The sequence below is a fragment of the Rhodococcus sp. 05-2254-6 genome (genome assembly GCF_002258565.1).
Lineage (GTDB): Bacteria > Actinomycetota > Actinomycetes > Mycobacteriales > Mycobacteriaceae > Rhodococcoides.
This window is the reverse complement of sequence record NZ_NOZF01000074.1, coordinates 16,726-32,746: the sequence shown is the minus strand read 5'-3', so window position 1 is coordinate 32,746 and position 16,021 is coordinate 16,726. Positions and strand designations below refer to the sequence as shown.

Sequence of the window (16,021 nt, the reverse complement as noted above, 5' to 3'; positions counted from 1 at the left end):
GGTACTGGTCCTGATCACCGGCGGAGATTCGGACGTCGAAGTAGGCGTGGACCTCGTCGACGAAGCCGATGTCCTCGCCTGCGAACTTGCGCGCCGAGCATTCGAGTGCCCGCAGGTGGACGTCGAGGAACGTCGTGCGCTCGGGTGTCAGATCGACGTTGCCGAGCTCGGCGCGCAGTGTCTGTGCTCGACGGATCAGCTCACGCGGCTCGGGGGCCGGGGCGTTCTCGGTGATACGACGCAACTCGGGATCGCCGGTGTACGCGTCGACGAAGCCGTCTTCGAGCCGGTCGAAACTCAGGCCCAGCAACAGGTATTCGCGAACCAGGGTAGAAGCATCCATAACCGAACCCTAGTACGGCGAACGACCCCGCCCGTGCGCGATCGACCGGCACCGAGCACAATCTGGAACCATGCGACTCGCGCTCGACAGGAGCTCAGCCGAACCCTCTGCAGCTCCGATGTGGCAAGAGTGGAGCCTGCGGAACGATTTTGGTCGGAGTCGTGCGTGAGCGAGTCCAGTCCGTACGTCGAGTTCGACCGTGTGCAGTGGCGCACGCTGCGTCAATCCACGCCGTTGGTACTGACCGAGGAAGAACTCGTCGGTCTGCGTGGTCTGGGCGAACAGATCGATCTCGACGAGGTGGCCGAGGTCTACCTACCGCTGGCACGACTGATTCACCTCCAGGTCGCGGCCAGGCAACGGCTGTTCGCCGCGACCGCGACGTTCCTAGGCGAGAAGCACCCCGACCGTCAGGTCCCGTTCGTCATCGGTGTCGCGGGGAGCGTCGCCGTCGGAAAGTCGACGACGGCCCGTGTGCTGCAGGCGCTCCTGGCCAGGTGGGACCACCATCCGCGGGTCGATCTGGTCACCACCGACGGATTCCTGTACCCGACGGCCGAACTGATGCGTCGAGGCATACTGCACCGCAAAGGATTTCCCGAGAGCTACGACCGGCGCAAGCTGCTCAGATTCGTCACCGAGGTCAAGTCAGGGACCGAAGAGGTGGGCGCACCGGTCTATTCGCACGTCTCGTACGACATCGTCAAGGGCCAGTACCACATGGTCCGGCAGCCCGACATCCTGATCGTGGAGGGGCTCAACGTATTACAGACCGGACCACGGTTGATGGTCTCGGATCTGTTCGACTTCTCGATCTACGTCGACGCGCGAATAGAGGACATCGAGAGCTGGTACGTCAAACGCTTTCTCGCGTTGCGCAAGACGTCGTTCACCGACCCGTCCTCGCACTTCCACCACTACGCAGGCCTGTCCGACGACCACGCGCAGATCGCGGCCGAGGATCTGTGGCATTCGATCAACCTGCCGAATCTGGTGGAGAACATCCTGCCGACGCGACCGCGAGCGACCATGGTGCTGCGCAAGGACAACGACCATGCGATCAACCGGCTGCGGCTTCGTAAGTTGTAGAGCTCAGATACCGAACCGACGGTGTCTGGCCGCGAAGTCACGCAGCGCCCGCAGGAAGTCGACGCGTCGGAATTCGGGCCAGTAGGCCTCGGTGAACCAGATTTCCGAGTAGGCGCTCTGCCACAGCAGGAAGCCGGAGAGTCGCTGTTCGCCCGAGGTGCGGATGACGAGGTCCGGATCGGGTTGGCCGGAGGTGTAGAGATGGCTACCGATCTCGTCGACGTTGATGGAGGCCACCAGTTCGTCGCCGCTGACGCCCTCGGCGATCTTCTCGGTCACCAGGGACTGCACGGCGTCGGCGATTTCCTGCCGACCGCCGTATCCGACGGCAACGTTGACGTGTGTTCCCGACCGTCCCTCGGTGAGCGCAGCCGCTTCCTTGAGTCGACGCGCGGTCGACGCGGGCAGCAGATCGAGGGTGCCGACGAGTTTGACGCCCCAGTTCATCTCGGGTCCGCAGATCTCCTCGACGACGTCGGTGATGATGTCGAGGAGAGAATCCAGTTCGTCGGCGTCGCGGCGGAGATTCTCGGTGGAGAGCAGGTAGATGGTCGCCATCTCGATTCCGGCTGCGTCACACCAGCCGAGCATCTCGGCGATCTTCAGTGCGCCCATGCGGTGCCCGTGCGCGACGTCGGTGAACCCGTTCTCGCGAGCCCAGCGGCGATTGCCGTCGCACATCACCGCAACGTGCCGCGGGTGCTGCACGCCTTCGAGCTGGCTCAGCAGACGCCGCTCGTACACGTTGTAGAGAACGCCGCGGACCTTCTGCGGAATGATCACCACTGCTTCGTCACCACTGCCCCGTCACCGCTGCTCTCATCACCACGAAGGATCACCTTACGCCGACGTCTGCGAGGCGGTCGCCGGTACAGTAGCGTCAGAACCTACGGTTGCGTAGGTTCAAGGCGGCGACACGGGAGGCAATCGACATGACGATGTTCGGACTCGACGAGATACCCGTCAAACCGCGTATGCGCGGCTGGATTCACCTGTACGCGTTCGGCGTGGCGGTGGTGTGCGCGATCACTCTCGTCACGCTCGCGTTCAGCATGGTCTCGGTCAGTGCGGGTGTGGCCGTGAGCGTGTATTCCATCACCGTCTGCGGCGTGTTCGGGGTCAGCGCCACTTACCACCGCGTGCACTGGAAGACCACGGCGTCGCAGATCTGGATGAAGCGCGCCGACCATTCGATGATCTTCCTGTTCATCGCGGGGAGTTACACCCCGTTCGCCGTGCTGGGTCTCCCCGGCTCGACCGGACGCACGTTGCTCGTCGTCGTATGGGCCGGGGCCCTCGCCGGGGTAGCCCTGAAGATGTTGTGGCCCACCGCTCCCCGTTGGGTCGGGGTACCGCTGTACCTGCTCCTCGGCTGGGCGATCGTCCCGGTCGCACCCACGCTGATCGACCACGTCGGCTACGCGCCGTTCGTCTTGCTGCTCGTGGGCGGAGTGTTCTACAGCATCGGGGCCGTGCTGTACGCCACCAAGTGGCCGAATCCATGGCCGACGACCTTCGGCCATCACGAGTTCTTCCACGCGGCAACGGTGTTGGCGGCAACCTGCCACCTGGTCGCCGTCTGGCTCGTACTGTTCTGATCGACCTCAGGTGGTTCGGGATGCCTTGTCTCGATACATCAGTGCGTCGGCGCGCTGAATCAGCCGGTCTCTCGGCTCCCCCGACTCCCGCACTGCGACGCCCACGCTCACCGACACCCCGAGCAGGTTCGATCCGAACGGCACCGGTTCGCCGCAGATCGCCGACCGCACCGACTCGGTGACTTCGGCGGTGTCGAGGCCCGTGGACCCGTCGAACGTCACCGCGAACACGAACTCGTCTCCCGCGTATCGGCCGACGACACTCCCGCGCGGCGACCACTGGTGCAGTCGACGGCCGGCGGCCTCGAGCACGGCGTCACCTGCCGGATGACCGTGCGCGTCGTTGATCGATTTCAACCGATCGACGTCGACGAAGGCCAGGGCAACCGGCAGATCCTCGGCGATCCATTCGTCGACGTGGGCAAGCAGAGGACCTCGTCGTACCAATCCGGTCAGCTCGTCGCGCTCGGCGCGAACGCGCCAGTGAACGGTGTCGTCGACGACGGGATTGACCAGGTCCAGCAGTGCGACAATGAACCGTCGCCCGGCGATCGTCGAGATTCCGACGTGCATCCAGCAGGAGACGACCTCCCCGTCGACGCGCCGCACTCGACGCAAGGCTCCGATCGGTCGACCGTGGTCGGTGGGGCCTGCCTCGGGGTAGCGGTGCTCGAGTTGGACCGCGATACGCGTCGCCGACGCGCGATCCCCGAGCGGCACGAAATCTGCAACGGGTCGGCCGATCATGTCGTCCACGGCGCACCCGAGCACGCCCTCGCACAGGGTGTTGGCCCCGACCACCTCGTAGTGCATCGAGTGCACCATGGCCGCCATCGGAACCGCGGCCACGAACTGGGCGACAGCAGCGCGCTGGTCGTCGGTCACCGCCTCGTGCACGGTGTCCGCACGCAGCACACCCTCATTCATGACACCTTCGCTCATGACACCGTCGATCCATTGGTAGACGCTCGACCGCCCCAGGCCGAGGAAACTCCCGGCAACAGTACTGTTGCTCCGTCGAAGCATCGACGAGCGTGGTCAACTCCGCAGCGCGAACGGCAATTCTTCGGCAGAGGTCACAGGACGGTCGCACACGAAGCCACGACACACGTACGCCGTTTCGAGGCCGTCGACCGGTGGACGGTCGGTCAGCAGCACCGACGAATCCGTCACGCCTGCGACCACCACGGAACCGCCGGGAGCCAGAGCCCGGACGACCGAGAGCAGGTCGCCGCCCGGTGCCGTCGACACCGCGACCTGAATGGGACCGCGAACGGACGCTTCCGCGACCGCCAGCCAGTGGCCACCGGACCTGGGTGCTCGTTCGAGAATCGAGGCCGATCGCGCCAGCGACGCAGCCGCCAGTTCGCCGTATCGCGCCGAGGACGTGTGATCAACCAACGCCGCTGCGGTGAGCAGCGCCTCGGCCATCGTCGACGCGCCCGAGGGGGTGGCCCCGTCGATCGGGTCACGAGGCCGGGTCACGAGAGTCTCGGCATCGTCGGCGGTGTCGAACCACGCGCCGACGTCGTCCGGGTCGGCGAAGTGGTCGATCGCGGCATCGACGATCGACGTCATGCGCTCGGTCCAGACCGTGTCTCCGGTGGCCTGGAACAACGCTGCCGCCGCGACGGCGAGAGCCGCGTAGTCCTCGAGCACACCGGTGGCCTCACCGACTGCACTGCCGAGTGAGGCGCGGCGGACTCGGCCCGACTCGACGTGGCCGGCGAACAGTTGCTCGCCGCACTCGACTGCCGCGTCGACCCATCGCGGTTGTCCCAACCCGGTCCCGGCCTCGACCAACGCCGTGATCGCCAACCCGTTCCACGCGGTGACGACCTTGTCGTCGCGGCCCGGTTGCGGCCGAGTCGCGCGAGCGGCGAACAACGTGCTGCGCACTCGGGCGAACCGGTCGTAGTCCTCGGGTTCGGCGGGCAGCTGCAAGACCGACATGCCGGCCTCGAACGTGCCTGCCGAGTTCACCGCGAACAGCCCTGCTGCCCACACACCGTCCTCGAAGCCGAGTGTCTCGGTCAGTTGCTCCGGAGTCCACGCATACGTCAGACCCTCGATGCCCTCGGTGTCGGCATCGAGTGCCGACGCGAAACAGCCGTTGGCCGTGCGTAATTCACGCAGCATGAACTCCGCGGTGTCCGACGCCACCCGCCGGGCGAGCGCATCGTCGTCGACTCGCGCTGCGTGCGCGTAGAACCGCAACAGCAGGGCGTTGTCGTAGAGCATCTTCTCGAAGTGCGGGACGATCCACTCGGCATCGACGGAGTAGCGCGCGAATCCCCCGCCCAGCTGGTCGTAGATACCCCCGCGGGCCATGGCCGACGCGGTTCGGCGCACGACGCCGAGAACCTCGGTGTCGCCGGTGCGTTCGTAGTGCCGAAGCAGCCCTTCGAGCAGCGCGCCGGGCGGGAACTTCGGTGCTCGGCCGAAGCCGCCGTAGAGGGTGTCCTCGTCGGCGCAGATCGCGGAGACCGAGGCCGCCAATGCATCGGCGTCGATCGGGCGACCGCCTGCTGGCACGCCTGCGCTGTGTTTGCGAAGTTCGGTGACGATGTCGGCGGAGGCGTCGAACACCTCCTGTCGCCGCGTCGACCAGGTGTCGGCGATCGCGGTGAGCAACTGCTGGAACGACGGCATTCCCTGACGCGGAGCCGGCGGGAAGTAGGTACCGCAGTAGAACGGTTCGGTGTCGGGGGTCAGAAAACACGTCATCGGCCACCCACCCTGGCCGGTCATCGCGACGGTGGCGTTCATGTACACCGCGTCCAGGTCGGGTCGTTCCTCGCGATCGACCTTGATGCACACGAAATGCTCGTTCATCAGCGACGCGGTCGCCTCGTCCTCGAACGACTCGTGTGCCATGACATGGCACCAGTGGCACGCCGAGTATCCGATCGACAGCAGGATCGGAACATCGCGATCGCGAGCGGACTGCTGTGCCTGCGGTCCCCACTGCTGCCAGTGCACCGGGTTGTCCGCATGTTGCTTCAGATACGGGCTGGTGGACTCACCCAGGGCATTGGCGTCGAGCATCAGGGCTCGTCGGAGACGACGGGTTTGGTTCGGTTCTGATCCGGCGGAAACGGATCTGCCAACCCGCCGCGATCGGTGCCCTCGTCGAGAGCCTGATCCAACGTCGGATCCTCCTGCTCGAAGGTGGCGGGCAGACGCTTGATCTTCTTGTTCATGGACCAGATCAGCAGTGCCGTTCCGACCAACAGCGCGACCAGGATCACCAGACCGATGGGCGAGGACTTACCGAATTCGGGACCGGTCGGCTGCTGGGCGAGGATCGAAACGATCATTTGTCGGTCTCTTCTATTCCGGCGAACAGGTCCGTCTCGGGCAGCGACGTCGTGACCCGAGTGCGGGCCAGCTCGAACTCTTCGGTGGGCCACAGCTTGCGCTGCACGTCCAGCGGCACGGCGAAGAACGAGCCGTTGGGATCGATCTGCGTCGCGTGTGCGCGTAGGGCGTCGTCGCGCTGCTCGAACCAGTCACCGACGGTGACCTGAGTGGTGATGCGGCCGATGATCTCGTCGCGCTGGCCGTCCCACCGCTTCAGCCAGTCCACGAACGGGCTCTCCTCACCGCGGTCGATGAACCAGTCGTGGAACAGCTGCATGCGCTTACGAATGAAGCCGTGCGAGTAGTACAGCTTGAGCGGAGTCCAGGGCTCACCGGCGTCGGGGAAGCGTTCGGGATCGCCCGCTGCCTCCCATGCCGCCATCGAGACCTCGTGGCACCGGATGTGGTCCGGGTGCGGGTACCCGCCGCGTTCGTCGTACGTGGTGATGACGTGCGGCTTGAACTCGCGAACCACCTTCACCAGCGCCTCGGTCGAGACCTCCAACGGGACCAACGCGAAACAGCCGTCGGGAAGCGGCGGGAGCGGATCGCCCTCGGGCAACCCGGAGTCCTCGAACCCGAGCCACGTCTGCTGCACGCCCAGCACTCGGGCGGCCTCGGCCATCTCCTCACGCCGAACCTCGTGGATACGCTCGTGCACGCCCGGAATGTCCATCGCCGGATTGAGGATGTCTCCCCGCTCGCCACCGGTCAGGGTGACGACCAGAACATCGTGTCCTTCGGCCGCGTAGCGAGCCGTTGTCGCAGCGCCTTTGCTGGATTCGTCGTCGGGATGGGCATGCACTGCCATGAGCCGCAGTCCGGACACGTTCTTCCTCACCTCGGATTCGCCTGATTCTTGCCTGCCCCTATAGTTCCATCTGACGCCGACAGGCCCCCAGCGGCACCCCCGAATCGATCCCGAGAGCGGCCATGACCAACGCACTTCCCGCAGGTAGATACCCGTCGGGTTCAGGCCCGAGCGGTATTCGACAGGCCCCCAAACGTGCGACGAAGATCGCACTGGTGGCTCTGGTCCTGCTGGTCGGGCTGGGCGTGGCCTACTACGCGTACAGCAAGTTCTCGGTCAAACCGATCGAGGGCAGTCAGCTCTCGTTCGACATCGTCGACGAGGACACGATGTCGATCCGTTTCAGCGTCACCCGGCAAGATCCCGAGCAGCCCGCTGTCTGCATCGTCCGCGCTCGCTCGCGCGACGGCTCCGAGACCGGCAGGCGCGAGGTGTACATCCCACCGGAGTCGGCGTCCACCACCGTGGAGATGACCACCGAGGTGACGACGTCGGCCGCCCCTGCCGTCGGCGACGTCTACGGCTGCACCCTCGATGTTCCCGAATATTTACGAGCCCGATAGGCGAACTGCCTGTTCGTGGTAAGGTCGGGTCATACACGGCCACCGCAGAAGGTGCCGTGTATTGCTGCATTGCGGGCAGGGTTCACCTGCGAACGATGACGACGGCTCCAGGATGTGGGCCGACCAAGGGGATCCAACCATTGGAGTCCCCTGTTCGTTGCGTGCCCTACCTGCTCAGAAACCGGAATCCGAGCTCGAGATTCCGACTACGAGGGAGTGATCGAGATGACCGAGACCCAGGTGACCTGGCTTACCCAGGAATCACACGACAGGCTCAAGAGCGAACTCGACCAGCTCATTTCCAATCGCCCCGTCATCGCCGCCGAGATCAACGAGCGTCGCGAAGAGGGCGATCTGAAGGAGAACGGCGGCTACCACGCTGCGCGCGAGGAGCAGGGCCAGCAGGAGGCACGTATCCGCCAGCTGCAGGAACTGCTCAACAACGCGAAGGTCGGCGAGGCACCCACCCAGTCCGGCGTCGCTCTGCCCGGATCGGTCGTCAAGGTCTACTACGACGGCGACGAGTCCGATACCGAGACGTTCCTGATCGCCACCCGCGAAGAGGGTGCCCGCGACAACAAGCTCGAGGTGTACTCCCCCGCGTCACCTCTGGGCGGATCGCTCATCGACGCCAAGGTCGGCGACACCCGCGAGTACACGTTGCCCAACGGCAAGACCATGAAGGTCACCCTCGTCAGCGCGGAGCCGTACCACACCTAGGCCTGCTCACGAGAAGACTTGAAAGCACCCCCGGTCGCCGAGCGACCGGGGGTGCTTCTCTGCGTGGATGTCAGGCGGTCATCGTCTTCTGGTACTTGCGCACCGACAGCGGCACGAACACCACGAGCATCAACACGACCCAGATCAGGGTGTAGAGCACGGGGTTCTGCAGTGGCCACACCTCCGGCGGTGGTGCCATGGGGTTGGTGTTGCCGAACTGCTCTCGCACCGCCAACGTCACCGACGAGATCGGGTTCCACTCCGCGATCGTCTTGAGCACGGTGGGGAAATTGTCGATCGGGACGAAGGTATTGGCGATGAACGTCAACGGGAAGATCACGATGAACGACGCGTTGTTGAAGATCTCGGGCGACCGCACGATCAGACCCACCAGGGCCATCACCCACGAGATCGAGTACGCGAACAACAGCAGCAGCACGTACCCGAGCAGGGCGTCGAAGAACGAGGACGTGATGCGCCACCCCACGAGGAGTCCGGTGAGCGACATGATCGTGATGGTGACGAGGTTGTTGCCCACATCTGCTGCGGTCCGCCCGATGACGACGGCCGAGCGTGCCATCGGCAACGACCGGAACCGATCCATCACGCCCTTCTGCAGATCCTCGGCCAGCGACGACCCGGTGAGGGAGGCACCGAAGATCATCGTCTGTACGAAGATGCCGCCCATCAGGAAGCTCTTGTAGTCGATTCCGGGGACATCGATCGCACTGCCGAAGACGTACGCGAACAGCAGGACGAACATGATCGGCGAGAGCGTCGCGAAGAACAGTAGGTCGGGAACTCGCTTCAGCTTGATCAGATTTCGCTTGGTGATGATCGCGGAATCCAGAAGAACGTTGCTCATTTCTCTTCCTCCGCCGTCTCGGGTTCGCCGGTGGTCTGACCGGTCAGACTCAGGAACACATCGTCGAGGTTCGGCCGCCGAAGACCGACGTCGACGACTCCGATTCCGTTGTCCTCCAGCTGGGCCAGCGCCGTGGACAGGTCCTTCGATCCCCCGTTGACGGGCATGACGATCCGGCCCACCTGATCGTCGAGGGTGGGTGGCTCGACGCCGATCGGAGCGAGGATCTGCATCGCTCGCTCGGCCTGGGACCGGTCGGTCAGCACGAATTCGACTCGCTCGCCGCCGGTTTGGGCCTTGAGCTCGTCGGCCGTGCCACGCGCGATGATCTTGCCCTTGTTCAGCACGATGATCGAATCGGCCAACCGGTCGGCCTCCTCCAAGTACTGGGTGGTCAACAGAATGGTCGTGCCGTCGCGAACGAGATCTGCGATGAACTCCCACATGGTGATTCGACTACGTGGATCGAGTCCGGTGGTCGGCTCGTCGAGGAACACCACCCGTGGTCGACCGATCAGGCTGGCCGCGATGTCGAGTCGTCGACGCATACCGCCCGAGTACTGCTTGGCCGTCCGGTCGCGTGCGTACTCCAGGTCGAATCGTGCGAGCAGTTCGTCGGCCCGCTTCCTGGCCTCGGCCTTGCGTAGGCCGAACAGTCGGCCGACCATCTCGAGATTCTCGTACCCGGTCAGATATTCGTCCACGGCCGCGAACTGACCGGTCAGCCCGATCGTGCTGCGCACCTCGTTGGCCTGCGTCGCCACGTCGAGCCCGAAGATTCGGGCCGAGCCGGAAGTCGCTTGCAGCAAGGTGGCGAGAATACGGACCGCCGTGGTCTTTCCCGCACCGTTGGGGCCGAGCACACCCAGCACCGTGCCCTCGGGAACGGTGAAATCGATCCCGTCGAGCGCGACGTTCTTGCCGTACCGAAGTACGAGGTCCTCTACTTCTATAGCGTTCGCCATGGCCCTCTCCCCGTTTCTCTACTGGTCGGTGTAAGGACTTCCGAACGCGTAGAGATTAACCGGTCTTGATCGGACCGGGCGTCCACAGACCCGAACGCTGGACCTCTTCTGCTGTGATCTGCGCCGCCTGCGCCGTTTCGTCGTACGGGATGTACTGCTCGATCGACCCCCAGTCGCGGTCCCAGTCGCCGTCCAGATACGACGGGATGGTGCGAGCGGAGGCGACGATGTCGATCCACCCGAGCGGCCCACCGCCGAAGTGGTCCTGCCACGCGTTGGTGATGACGGCACCGCTGCGGTCCGGCAGCACCCGGTACTGCGGAACTTCGGCAACCCCGAGACGGTGATCGAACGGATGCTGGCAGGGGAAGTTGAAGCCGACCTCCCAGTCCAGCATCACCGGAGCGTCGCGGCCGACGACCTCGTTCAACGTCTGGGTACGCGGAACCCGCGGCGGGGTGATCGCCAACCACTGGTCGGAATCTCGATCGTTGTCGGACACCACGAGCCGAATCGTGTTGGCACCGGCCGGAATCCGATCCATCGGCACACGCAGGTTGCGCCACGACGGCGTCGGGCCGATGTCGATGGGGGTCACCCGTCCCTGCGCCTGTCCGTCGACTCCGTACTCGAGTTCGAGGCTCTGCCCGTACGTGACGATGCCGTCGGAGTCCACCGAGCGGATGCGTCCGGCAGCGGCGATCGAGATCAGGTCGCCGGGATCGGCAGGCAGTGCATACCACCCGGTCGTCAGCGTGGCGTTGTCATCGGACCCGAACGAACCGAGCACCGGCACGGTGGCCGGATCCAATCCGAACGGCAGTGCGCTACCGCCGGTTCCGGCCCCGGTGGTCGACGTCGGCTGCTGCTGCTCGTCGGTGTCGACGGTGTTCGAGGTGCCCGACGCAGAGGACTCCTTGTCTGCGGTGAGGTCGCCCGCCACACCGTCGGGGGTGAACCCGTCGTTCTCTTCGCCGAGCGCAGCGAAGGCATCCCCGGTGACCGGTTGCAGCACATCGGCATTGGGGTTCGTCTCGAGCAACACGTCGTTGGCGAGGCCGCACGTGTCGCCGGCAAGCGCCGAGAGATTCGATTTCGCGACCGAGTACGACGGCCACTGCGCCACAGCACCCTTGGCCATCGACGCGACGGCCACCAGCACCATCAGTGCTGCCCCGACAGCGATCGGCGGCACCGACCACCATCGCGCCATCGGTTTGTCGGTGCGCACGTACGGCGCGCGGAGATGGAACCAGACGGCTGCGAGCAACAGCAGCAGGGTCAGGCCGAGGAACATGGTCGAGATGCCGAGACCGGCAACGAGGATCGGCTTGTCCCAGAACGGAACTCCCCAGGCCGAGACGTACCAGTACCCGTTGGTTCCGGTGAACGCGACGGCCATCACGAACGAGACCGACGCGGCGAACAACAGTCGGTTGCGCCGCGATCGCAGTACCGCCGCGCCGGTCGCCACGGCTGCGAGCACCGCAACCGATGCGGCGAGTCCGGCGAAGACCCCGAAGTGGTGTGTCCACTTGGTGGGGGTGATCATCATCAATGCCATAGCCCCGACGGTGATGCCGACGATCCGCCGCGCCGGTCCCGTTGCGGTACCGGGGATCTTGCCGCCCTTGCGCAGCATGGCGACGACGACCGCGATCAGCGAGACGATCATCACGAACACTCCGAAGCGGCGCGCGAGCGAGCCGTCGATGTCCATGTTCATCAGCCACTGGTAGCGCAGGTACTCGTCGAACCAGGCCTGACTCGGCCCGGCCGCGTTGTGCACCCGCTGCATCTCGAGCATGCCGGCCACGGTCTGGTTGCCGAATGCGAACACCAGAACCACCGTTCCCGACGCGATCAGCGGGGCGAGCAACGTCGCCGCGCCCAAGGCCGTGCTACCGAACTGCCGGGCCCGAGCGACGACGATCTGCAGCACCGGCCTGGCTCCGGCGATCAGCGGTGCGAAGCAGATGAAACCGGAGGGTCCGTGGGTGACCGTCAACGCCGCGATGAGTATCGCCGCGGCCGCGGGCAGCAACCTGCGGGTCGCGATCGAGCGCTCCACCGAACACCATGTCAGCAGTACTCCGAGTGCCACGAACGGCTCGGGGCGCAGGCCGTTGTTGTACGGCAGCCAGAACGCGAGCAGCACCAGCCCGCCCGTCCACAGGGCAGTCTTCGAGGCGCGAGCAGCAGCCCCGAACCGCGGAATCACCTCGCGGCTGATGACGAGCCACGCCACGACCGCGCAGATCAGCGTCGGCAGGCGCATCCAGACACTGGCCGTCGAGACGTGCGACATGATTCCGAACATGTCGTACAGCGGCGTTCCGAACGGTGTCTCGGGCACACCGAAGTAACGGAAGTAGTTGGCCATGTACCCGGCGTGATCGGCCGTACGCGCCATGCCCTGCTGGTAACCGTCGTCGGAGGTGTTCGCGCCGATCAGATGCCACACCAGCAACGTCCCGATCACCACCGCATCGGCAGCCCCGAACGTCCACCAGCGACGCGGCAGGAACCGTCGGGCACGTCGGCCGTCGGACAGGTCGAGGCGGTGCAGTGCCACCAGCGAGATGCCCGTGGCGAGGACCCCGACGATCATCGCGAACCACTTCAGCGCACTGGGTGTGGACGAGAATCGACTGTCGAGCTGCGCTGTGAGGGTCAGACCGTCGACGGTGCCGCGAAGATCGGTGAACGATCCGACCAGCTGCGGCCGAACATCGCCCTCGCGCGTCACGGTGTCGGCACCGGTCAGCCCGACGGTGGTCGCCGTGCCGTTCGAGGTGATCGTCAATGCGCAGTCGCCAGCAGTCGAAGAGCTCAGCTCCGCGATCGGCTCCTTGAGGAGGACGGAATCACGCAACGTCACTTTCAGTTGCGATGCCTCACCACCCGTGACCTCGGCGACGAGACCGTAGCGATAGGCGTCGGGCGATCCCTCGGGCGAGGTGGACAGCAACAGCCCGCCGTCGGGCAACAGATTCGCGGCAGCACACGGGACCGTCGCGTCGACGCTGATCGGGGTGTATCCGACGAGTGGAGCCTCGACACTGGCGATCGTGTTCGACTGCGGCCACGTCAGGGAGGACTGCTGCTGCTCGATCGGCAACAGCGGTATCGCGATCGTCAGCAGAATTCCCAGGACTGCGGAGACGATCGCGACGAGCCGAGCCATGCAAATATCTCCCACCCATGTCCTGGTCCAAGTCGCTGATCAAGGTACCAGTCGGGCCCGAGCGGGCCCGACGATACGAATCCGGCCCGGACAACCTTCGCTGTGGCACACTCAGCCCGATGATCAGCCCGATGACGGTGCATGTCGACGACACCGGTGCTGATTCCATTGCCGCGCGAATAACGACACCATCGGGTGTCGAAGTGCGAGTGAGAACCGAGTCGAATTACTCGCTGGACCATTCCTCCACTCCCTGGCTTCCTCCGCTCCTGACCGCCGGTATGCGCAAAGGGTGGGATTTATCTTTCGACGGCCCCGTGGATTCGACCGCACTTCGAGGTGCGTCCGAGGCTCAGAAGATCTTCCGGGACTGGTATCCCAAGCGTTTTCGAGAGGTATCGATGTCGGCGGAACCCGGCCGCGTCGCCACCGGCGCGACGGGGGTGGGTTGCTTCTTCAGCGGGGGCGTCGACAGCTTCTACTCGGCAATCATGGAATCCGACCGCATCACTCACCTGATCTTCGTGCACGGTTTCGATATCGGTATCGGCGACGAAAGTTTGGCGGCCAGAGCCTTGGCCGGAGCCCGAGAGTCGGCGGCGGAATTGGGAAAACCGTTGATCGAGGTGAAGACCACGATCAGGTCGGCCTTCGCCGACCGACTGCCTCTCGATTGGGGATACGACTTCCACGGTGCCGCGTTGGCGCACGTCGGCCTGGCGTTGTCGCAGCACCTGAGCACCGTCATCATCCCGTCCTCGAACTGCCGCGAGGAACTCGCACCGTGGGGCTCTCATCCCGACCTCGACCCGTTGTGGTCGAGTAGCTCGGTCGCCTTCGAGCATCATGAACTCGATCTGCACCGTTTGGGCAAAATTCGTCGAATCGGCGAGAACCGGACCGCGATGAACCATTTGCGGGTCTGCTGGGAGAACCTCGACGGGAAATTCAATTGCGGCCGGTGTGCCAAATGCGTTCGCACACAGATCGGGCTGGCGGCCGCGGGTGCACGGTGCACGACTTTCCCCGAAACCATGGATGTGCGCGCTGTGGCTCGAATGCACATGAGAAGCCGCGATCGCGGCTACCTGAGAACCTCACTCGCGGCGATGCACGATGCCGGTGTCACCGACACAGAACTGCAGCGGGCCGTGAACACAGCAATACGCCGAAGTCATTGGACCCCGGCGCTTTTCCACGTGCGTCGTGCAGGTTCGTATATCGGCCAGGTGATCCGTCGAAGTCTGCGGCGTTGAATCGGTTGTGTCGACCAGCAGGTCAGTTCTCCACGTGCACGGCGTATCCGGCCGCACCGAGGGCATCGAGCACCGAGCCGCGGTGGTCCGGTCCGCGGGTCTCGACGGTCAACATCACGTCGACCTCTTCGAGCCCCAGGCGTCCGCCCGTACGGGAGTGGACGACGTCGACAACGCTGGCACCGGCGTCGCGCACCACGCCGAGCACCCCGGTGAGTCCACCCGGCTTGTCCGAAATCGTCACGCTCACAGCGAGATAGCGCCCACCGGCCCGGAGACCATGAGTGATGACGTGGGTGAGCAGCAGCGGATCGATGTTTCCGCCGGAGAGGACGGCGCACACCGAACCGGTCAATCCGAGCTCGTCCGCGGAATGCGTCATCAGCGCTGCCACCGCTGCCGCCCCGGCCGGTTCCACGATCAGTTTCGCGCGTTCGATGCACAGCACCAACGCCCGCGACAACGCATCCTCGCTGACGGTCACCACGTCGTCGACCCATCCCTGCACGTGATCGAACGGCACCGATCCGGGCAGGCCGATCGCGATGCCGTCGGCCATCGTCGACATCGACGTCAACGCGATCGGATGCCCCGCCTTCAGCGATGCAGGCCACGCGGCAGCACCCTCGGCCTGCACGCCGACGATCCTGATACCGGGCTTGGTCAGCTTGACCGCCGCGGCCACACCGGCCAACAGTCCCCCGCCGCCGGTGGGGATCACGATGGTGCCGACGTCCGGCATCTGCTGCAGCAGTTCGGTACCCAACGTCGCCTGCCCCGCGACGATGTCGAGGTGGTCGAACGGATGAATGAGAGTGGCACCGGTGCGTTCGGCGAACTCCCTCGCCGACTTCAGCGCCTCGTCCACCGTGTTACCCACCAGATGAACAGTCGCGCCGTAGGCCTTGGTGGCGACGAGCTTCGGTAGCGAAACGCCTACCGGCATGAACACCGTCGAGTCGATCCCCACCTGCGAGGCGGCCCACGCGACACCCTGAGCGTGGTTGCCCGCGCTGGCCGCGACGACACCGCGGGCACGCTGCTCGGCGTCGAGCCGGGCGATGCGGTTGTACGCCCCGCGCGGCTTGAACGATCCGGTGCGCTGCAGGTTCTCGCACTTGAGCCGCACCTCGTGGCCGGTCAGGTCCGACAGAATTCGCGAGGCCACCACGGGGGTCCGGCGCATGACCGGCTCCAGCAGCTCCTCGGCCGACGCGATATCCGACGCGGTCACCCGCACAATTTCCGACACGATCGCAGT

The 16,021-nt window shown here is 65.1% G+C and carries 14 protein-coding genes and 1 pseudogene; 5 read left to right on the top strand and 10 right to left on the bottom strand.

Annotated elements, in window-relative coordinates; translation table 11 throughout:
- Positions 1–343 (bottom strand): annotated as a pseudogene (locus CH256_RS09025) (DUF885 domain-containing protein); the annotation flags it as partial.
- Between the two features lie 165 nt (positions 344–508).
- Between CH256_RS09025 and coaA the strand changes: the two are divergent.
- Positions 509–1,432, top strand: coding sequence for a type I pantothenate kinase (gene coaA, locus CH256_RS09020; protein ID WP_037191653.1), 924 nt, complete (start codon positions 509–511; stop codon positions 1,430–1,432).
- A 3-nt stretch (positions 1,433–1,435) separates the two neighbouring features.
- Here the strand turns inward: coaA and CH256_RS09015 are convergent, their stop codons facing one another.
- Positions 1,436–2,218: an isoprenyl transferase gene (locus CH256_RS09015; RefSeq protein WP_037191390.1), complete on the bottom strand. Its 783-nt coding sequence runs from the start codon at positions 2,216–2,218 to the stop codon at positions 1,436–1,438.
- A gap of 146 nt (positions 2,219–2,364) precedes the next feature.
- On the opposite strand from CH256_RS09015, the gene trhA reads away from it, so the two are divergent.
- Positions 2,365–3,030 carry a PAQR family membrane homeostasis protein TrhA gene (trhA, locus tag CH256_RS09010; protein WP_068052828.1) on the top strand — a complete coding sequence of 222 codons (666 nt, stop codon included), beginning with the start codon at positions 2,365–2,367 and terminating at the stop codon, positions 3,028–3,030.
- Positions 3,031–3,036: 6 nt separating this feature from the next.
- Here the strand turns inward: trhA and CH256_RS09005 are convergent, their stop codons facing one another.
- The 4 genes from CH256_RS09005 to mca form a co-directional block, all read right to left on the bottom strand.
- Positions 3,037–3,972 carry a sensor domain-containing diguanylate cyclase gene (locus CH256_RS09005; RefSeq protein WP_179272046.1) on the bottom strand — a complete coding sequence of 312 codons (936 nt, stop codon included), beginning with the start codon at positions 3,970–3,972 and terminating at the stop codon, positions 3,037–3,039.
- A gap of 96 nt (positions 3,973–4,068) precedes the next feature.
- Positions 4,069–6,078, bottom strand: a complete 2,010-nt coding sequence (locus CH256_RS09000; RefSeq protein WP_094669391.1) for a thioredoxin domain-containing protein — start codon at positions 6,076–6,078, stop codon at positions 4,069–4,071.
- Positions 6,078–6,350: a hypothetical protein gene (locus tag CH256_RS08995; RefSeq protein ID WP_094641178.1), complete on the bottom strand. Its 273-nt coding sequence runs from the start codon at positions 6,348–6,350 to the stop codon at positions 6,078–6,080. The genes CH256_RS09000 and CH256_RS08995 overlap by 1 nt, the downstream gene beginning before the upstream one ends.
- Positions 6,347–7,222, bottom strand: a complete 876-nt coding sequence (mca, locus tag CH256_RS08990; protein WP_176460389.1) for a mycothiol conjugate amidase Mca — start codon at positions 7,220–7,222, stop codon at positions 6,347–6,349. Before mca ends, CH256_RS08995 begins: the two co-directional genes overlap by 4 nt.
- A gap of 104 nt (positions 7,223–7,326) precedes the next feature.
- Here mca and CH256_RS08985 point away from each other — a divergent pair, with 104 nt between their 5' ends.
- Both CH256_RS08985 and greA read left to right on the top strand, forming a co-directional pair.
- Complete coding sequence (locus CH256_RS08985) at positions 7,327–7,767, top strand: DUF4307 domain-containing protein (protein ID WP_068052817.1); 441 nt, start codon at positions 7,327–7,329, stop codon at positions 7,765–7,767.
- 225 nt (positions 7,768–7,992) lie between these two features.
- On the top strand, positions 7,993–8,487 hold the full coding sequence (gene greA, locus CH256_RS08980) for a transcription elongation factor GreA (RefSeq protein WP_032394210.1): 495 nt from the start codon (positions 7,993–7,995) through the stop codon (positions 8,485–8,487).
- A gap of 70 nt (positions 8,488–8,557) precedes the next feature.
- Here greA and CH256_RS08975 read toward each other — a convergent pair whose 3' ends face one another.
- Genes CH256_RS08975 through CH256_RS08965 form a run of 3 tightly spaced genes read right to left on the bottom strand, consistent with a single transcriptional unit; the run spans position 8,558 to position 13,504 of the window.
- A complete protein-coding gene (locus CH256_RS08975; RefSeq protein WP_094669390.1) occupies positions 8,558–9,352 on the bottom strand; it encodes an ABC transporter permease in 795 nt (264 codons plus the stop codon).
- On the bottom strand, positions 9,349–10,317 hold the full coding sequence (locus tag CH256_RS08970; protein ID WP_094669389.1) for an ATP-binding cassette domain-containing protein: 969 nt from the start codon (positions 10,315–10,317) through the stop codon (positions 9,349–9,351). The genes CH256_RS08975 and CH256_RS08970 overlap by 4 nt, the downstream gene beginning before the upstream one ends.
- Positions 10,318–10,372: 55 nt before the next feature.
- Positions 10,373–13,504 (bottom strand): arabinosyltransferase domain-containing protein, encoded by a 3,132-nt coding sequence (locus tag CH256_RS08965; protein WP_094669388.1) that lies wholly within the window; start codon positions 13,502–13,504, stop codon positions 10,373–10,375.
- 119 nt (positions 13,505–13,623) lie between these two features.
- Between CH256_RS08965 and CH256_RS08960 the strand changes: the two genes are divergently transcribed.
- The gene (locus tag CH256_RS08960) at positions 13,624–14,760 is read left to right on the top strand and encodes a hypothetical protein (protein ID WP_179272045.1); all 1,137 of its coding nucleotides are present in this window, start codon (positions 13,624–13,626) and stop codon (positions 14,758–14,760) included.
- A gap of 22 nt (positions 14,761–14,782) precedes the next feature.
- Here CH256_RS08960 and ilvA read toward each other — a convergent pair whose 3' ends face one another.
- Entirely contained in the window at positions 14,783–15,946 is a 1,164-nt protein-coding gene (gene ilvA, locus CH256_RS08955; RefSeq protein ID WP_256989410.1) for a threonine ammonia-lyase, read from the bottom strand.
- Between the last annotated feature and the right edge of the window lie 75 nt (positions 15,947–16,021).

Excerpts from the sequence above, each read along its gene's own strand:
- trhA (WP_068052828.1), top strand. The coding sequence starts at position 2,365 with ATGACGATGTTCGGACTCGACGAGATACCCGTCAAACCGCGTATGCGC.
- CH256_RS09005 (WP_179272046.1), bottom strand. The coding sequence starts at position 3,972 with ATGAGCGAAGGTGTCATGAATGAGGGTGTGCTGCGTGCGGACACCGTG.
- CH256_RS09000 (WP_094669391.1), bottom strand. The coding sequence starts at position 6,078 with ATGCTCGACGCCAATGCCCTGGGTGAGTCCACCAGCCCGTATCTGAAG.
- CH256_RS08995 (WP_094641178.1), bottom strand. The coding sequence starts at position 6,350 with ATGATCGTTTCGATCCTCGCCCAGCAGCCGACCGGTCCCGAATTCGGT.
- CH256_RS08985 (WP_068052817.1), top strand. The coding sequence starts at position 7,327 with ATGACCAACGCACTTCCCGCAGGTAGATACCCGTCGGGTTCAGGCCCG.
- greA (WP_032394210.1), top strand. The coding sequence starts at position 7,993 with ATGACCGAGACCCAGGTGACCTGGCTTACCCAGGAATCACACGACAGG.
- CH256_RS08975 (WP_094669390.1), bottom strand. The coding sequence starts at position 9,352 with ATGAGCAACGTTCTTCTGGATTCCGCGATCATCACCAAGCGAAATCTG.
- CH256_RS08970 (WP_094669389.1), bottom strand. The coding sequence starts at position 10,317 with ATGGCGAACGCTATAGAAGTAGAGGACCTCGTACTTCGGTACGGCAAG.
- CH256_RS08965 (WP_094669388.1), bottom strand. The coding sequence starts at position 13,504 with ATGGCTCGGCTCGTCGCGATCGTCTCCGCAGTCCTGGGAATTCTGCTG.
- CH256_RS08960 (WP_179272045.1), top strand. The coding sequence starts at position 13,624 with ATGATCAGCCCGATGACGGTGCATGTCGACGACACCGGTGCTGATTCC.
- ilvA (WP_256989410.1), bottom strand. The coding sequence starts at position 15,946 with ATGCGCCGGACCCCCGTGGTGGCCTCGCGAATTCTGTCGGACCTGACC.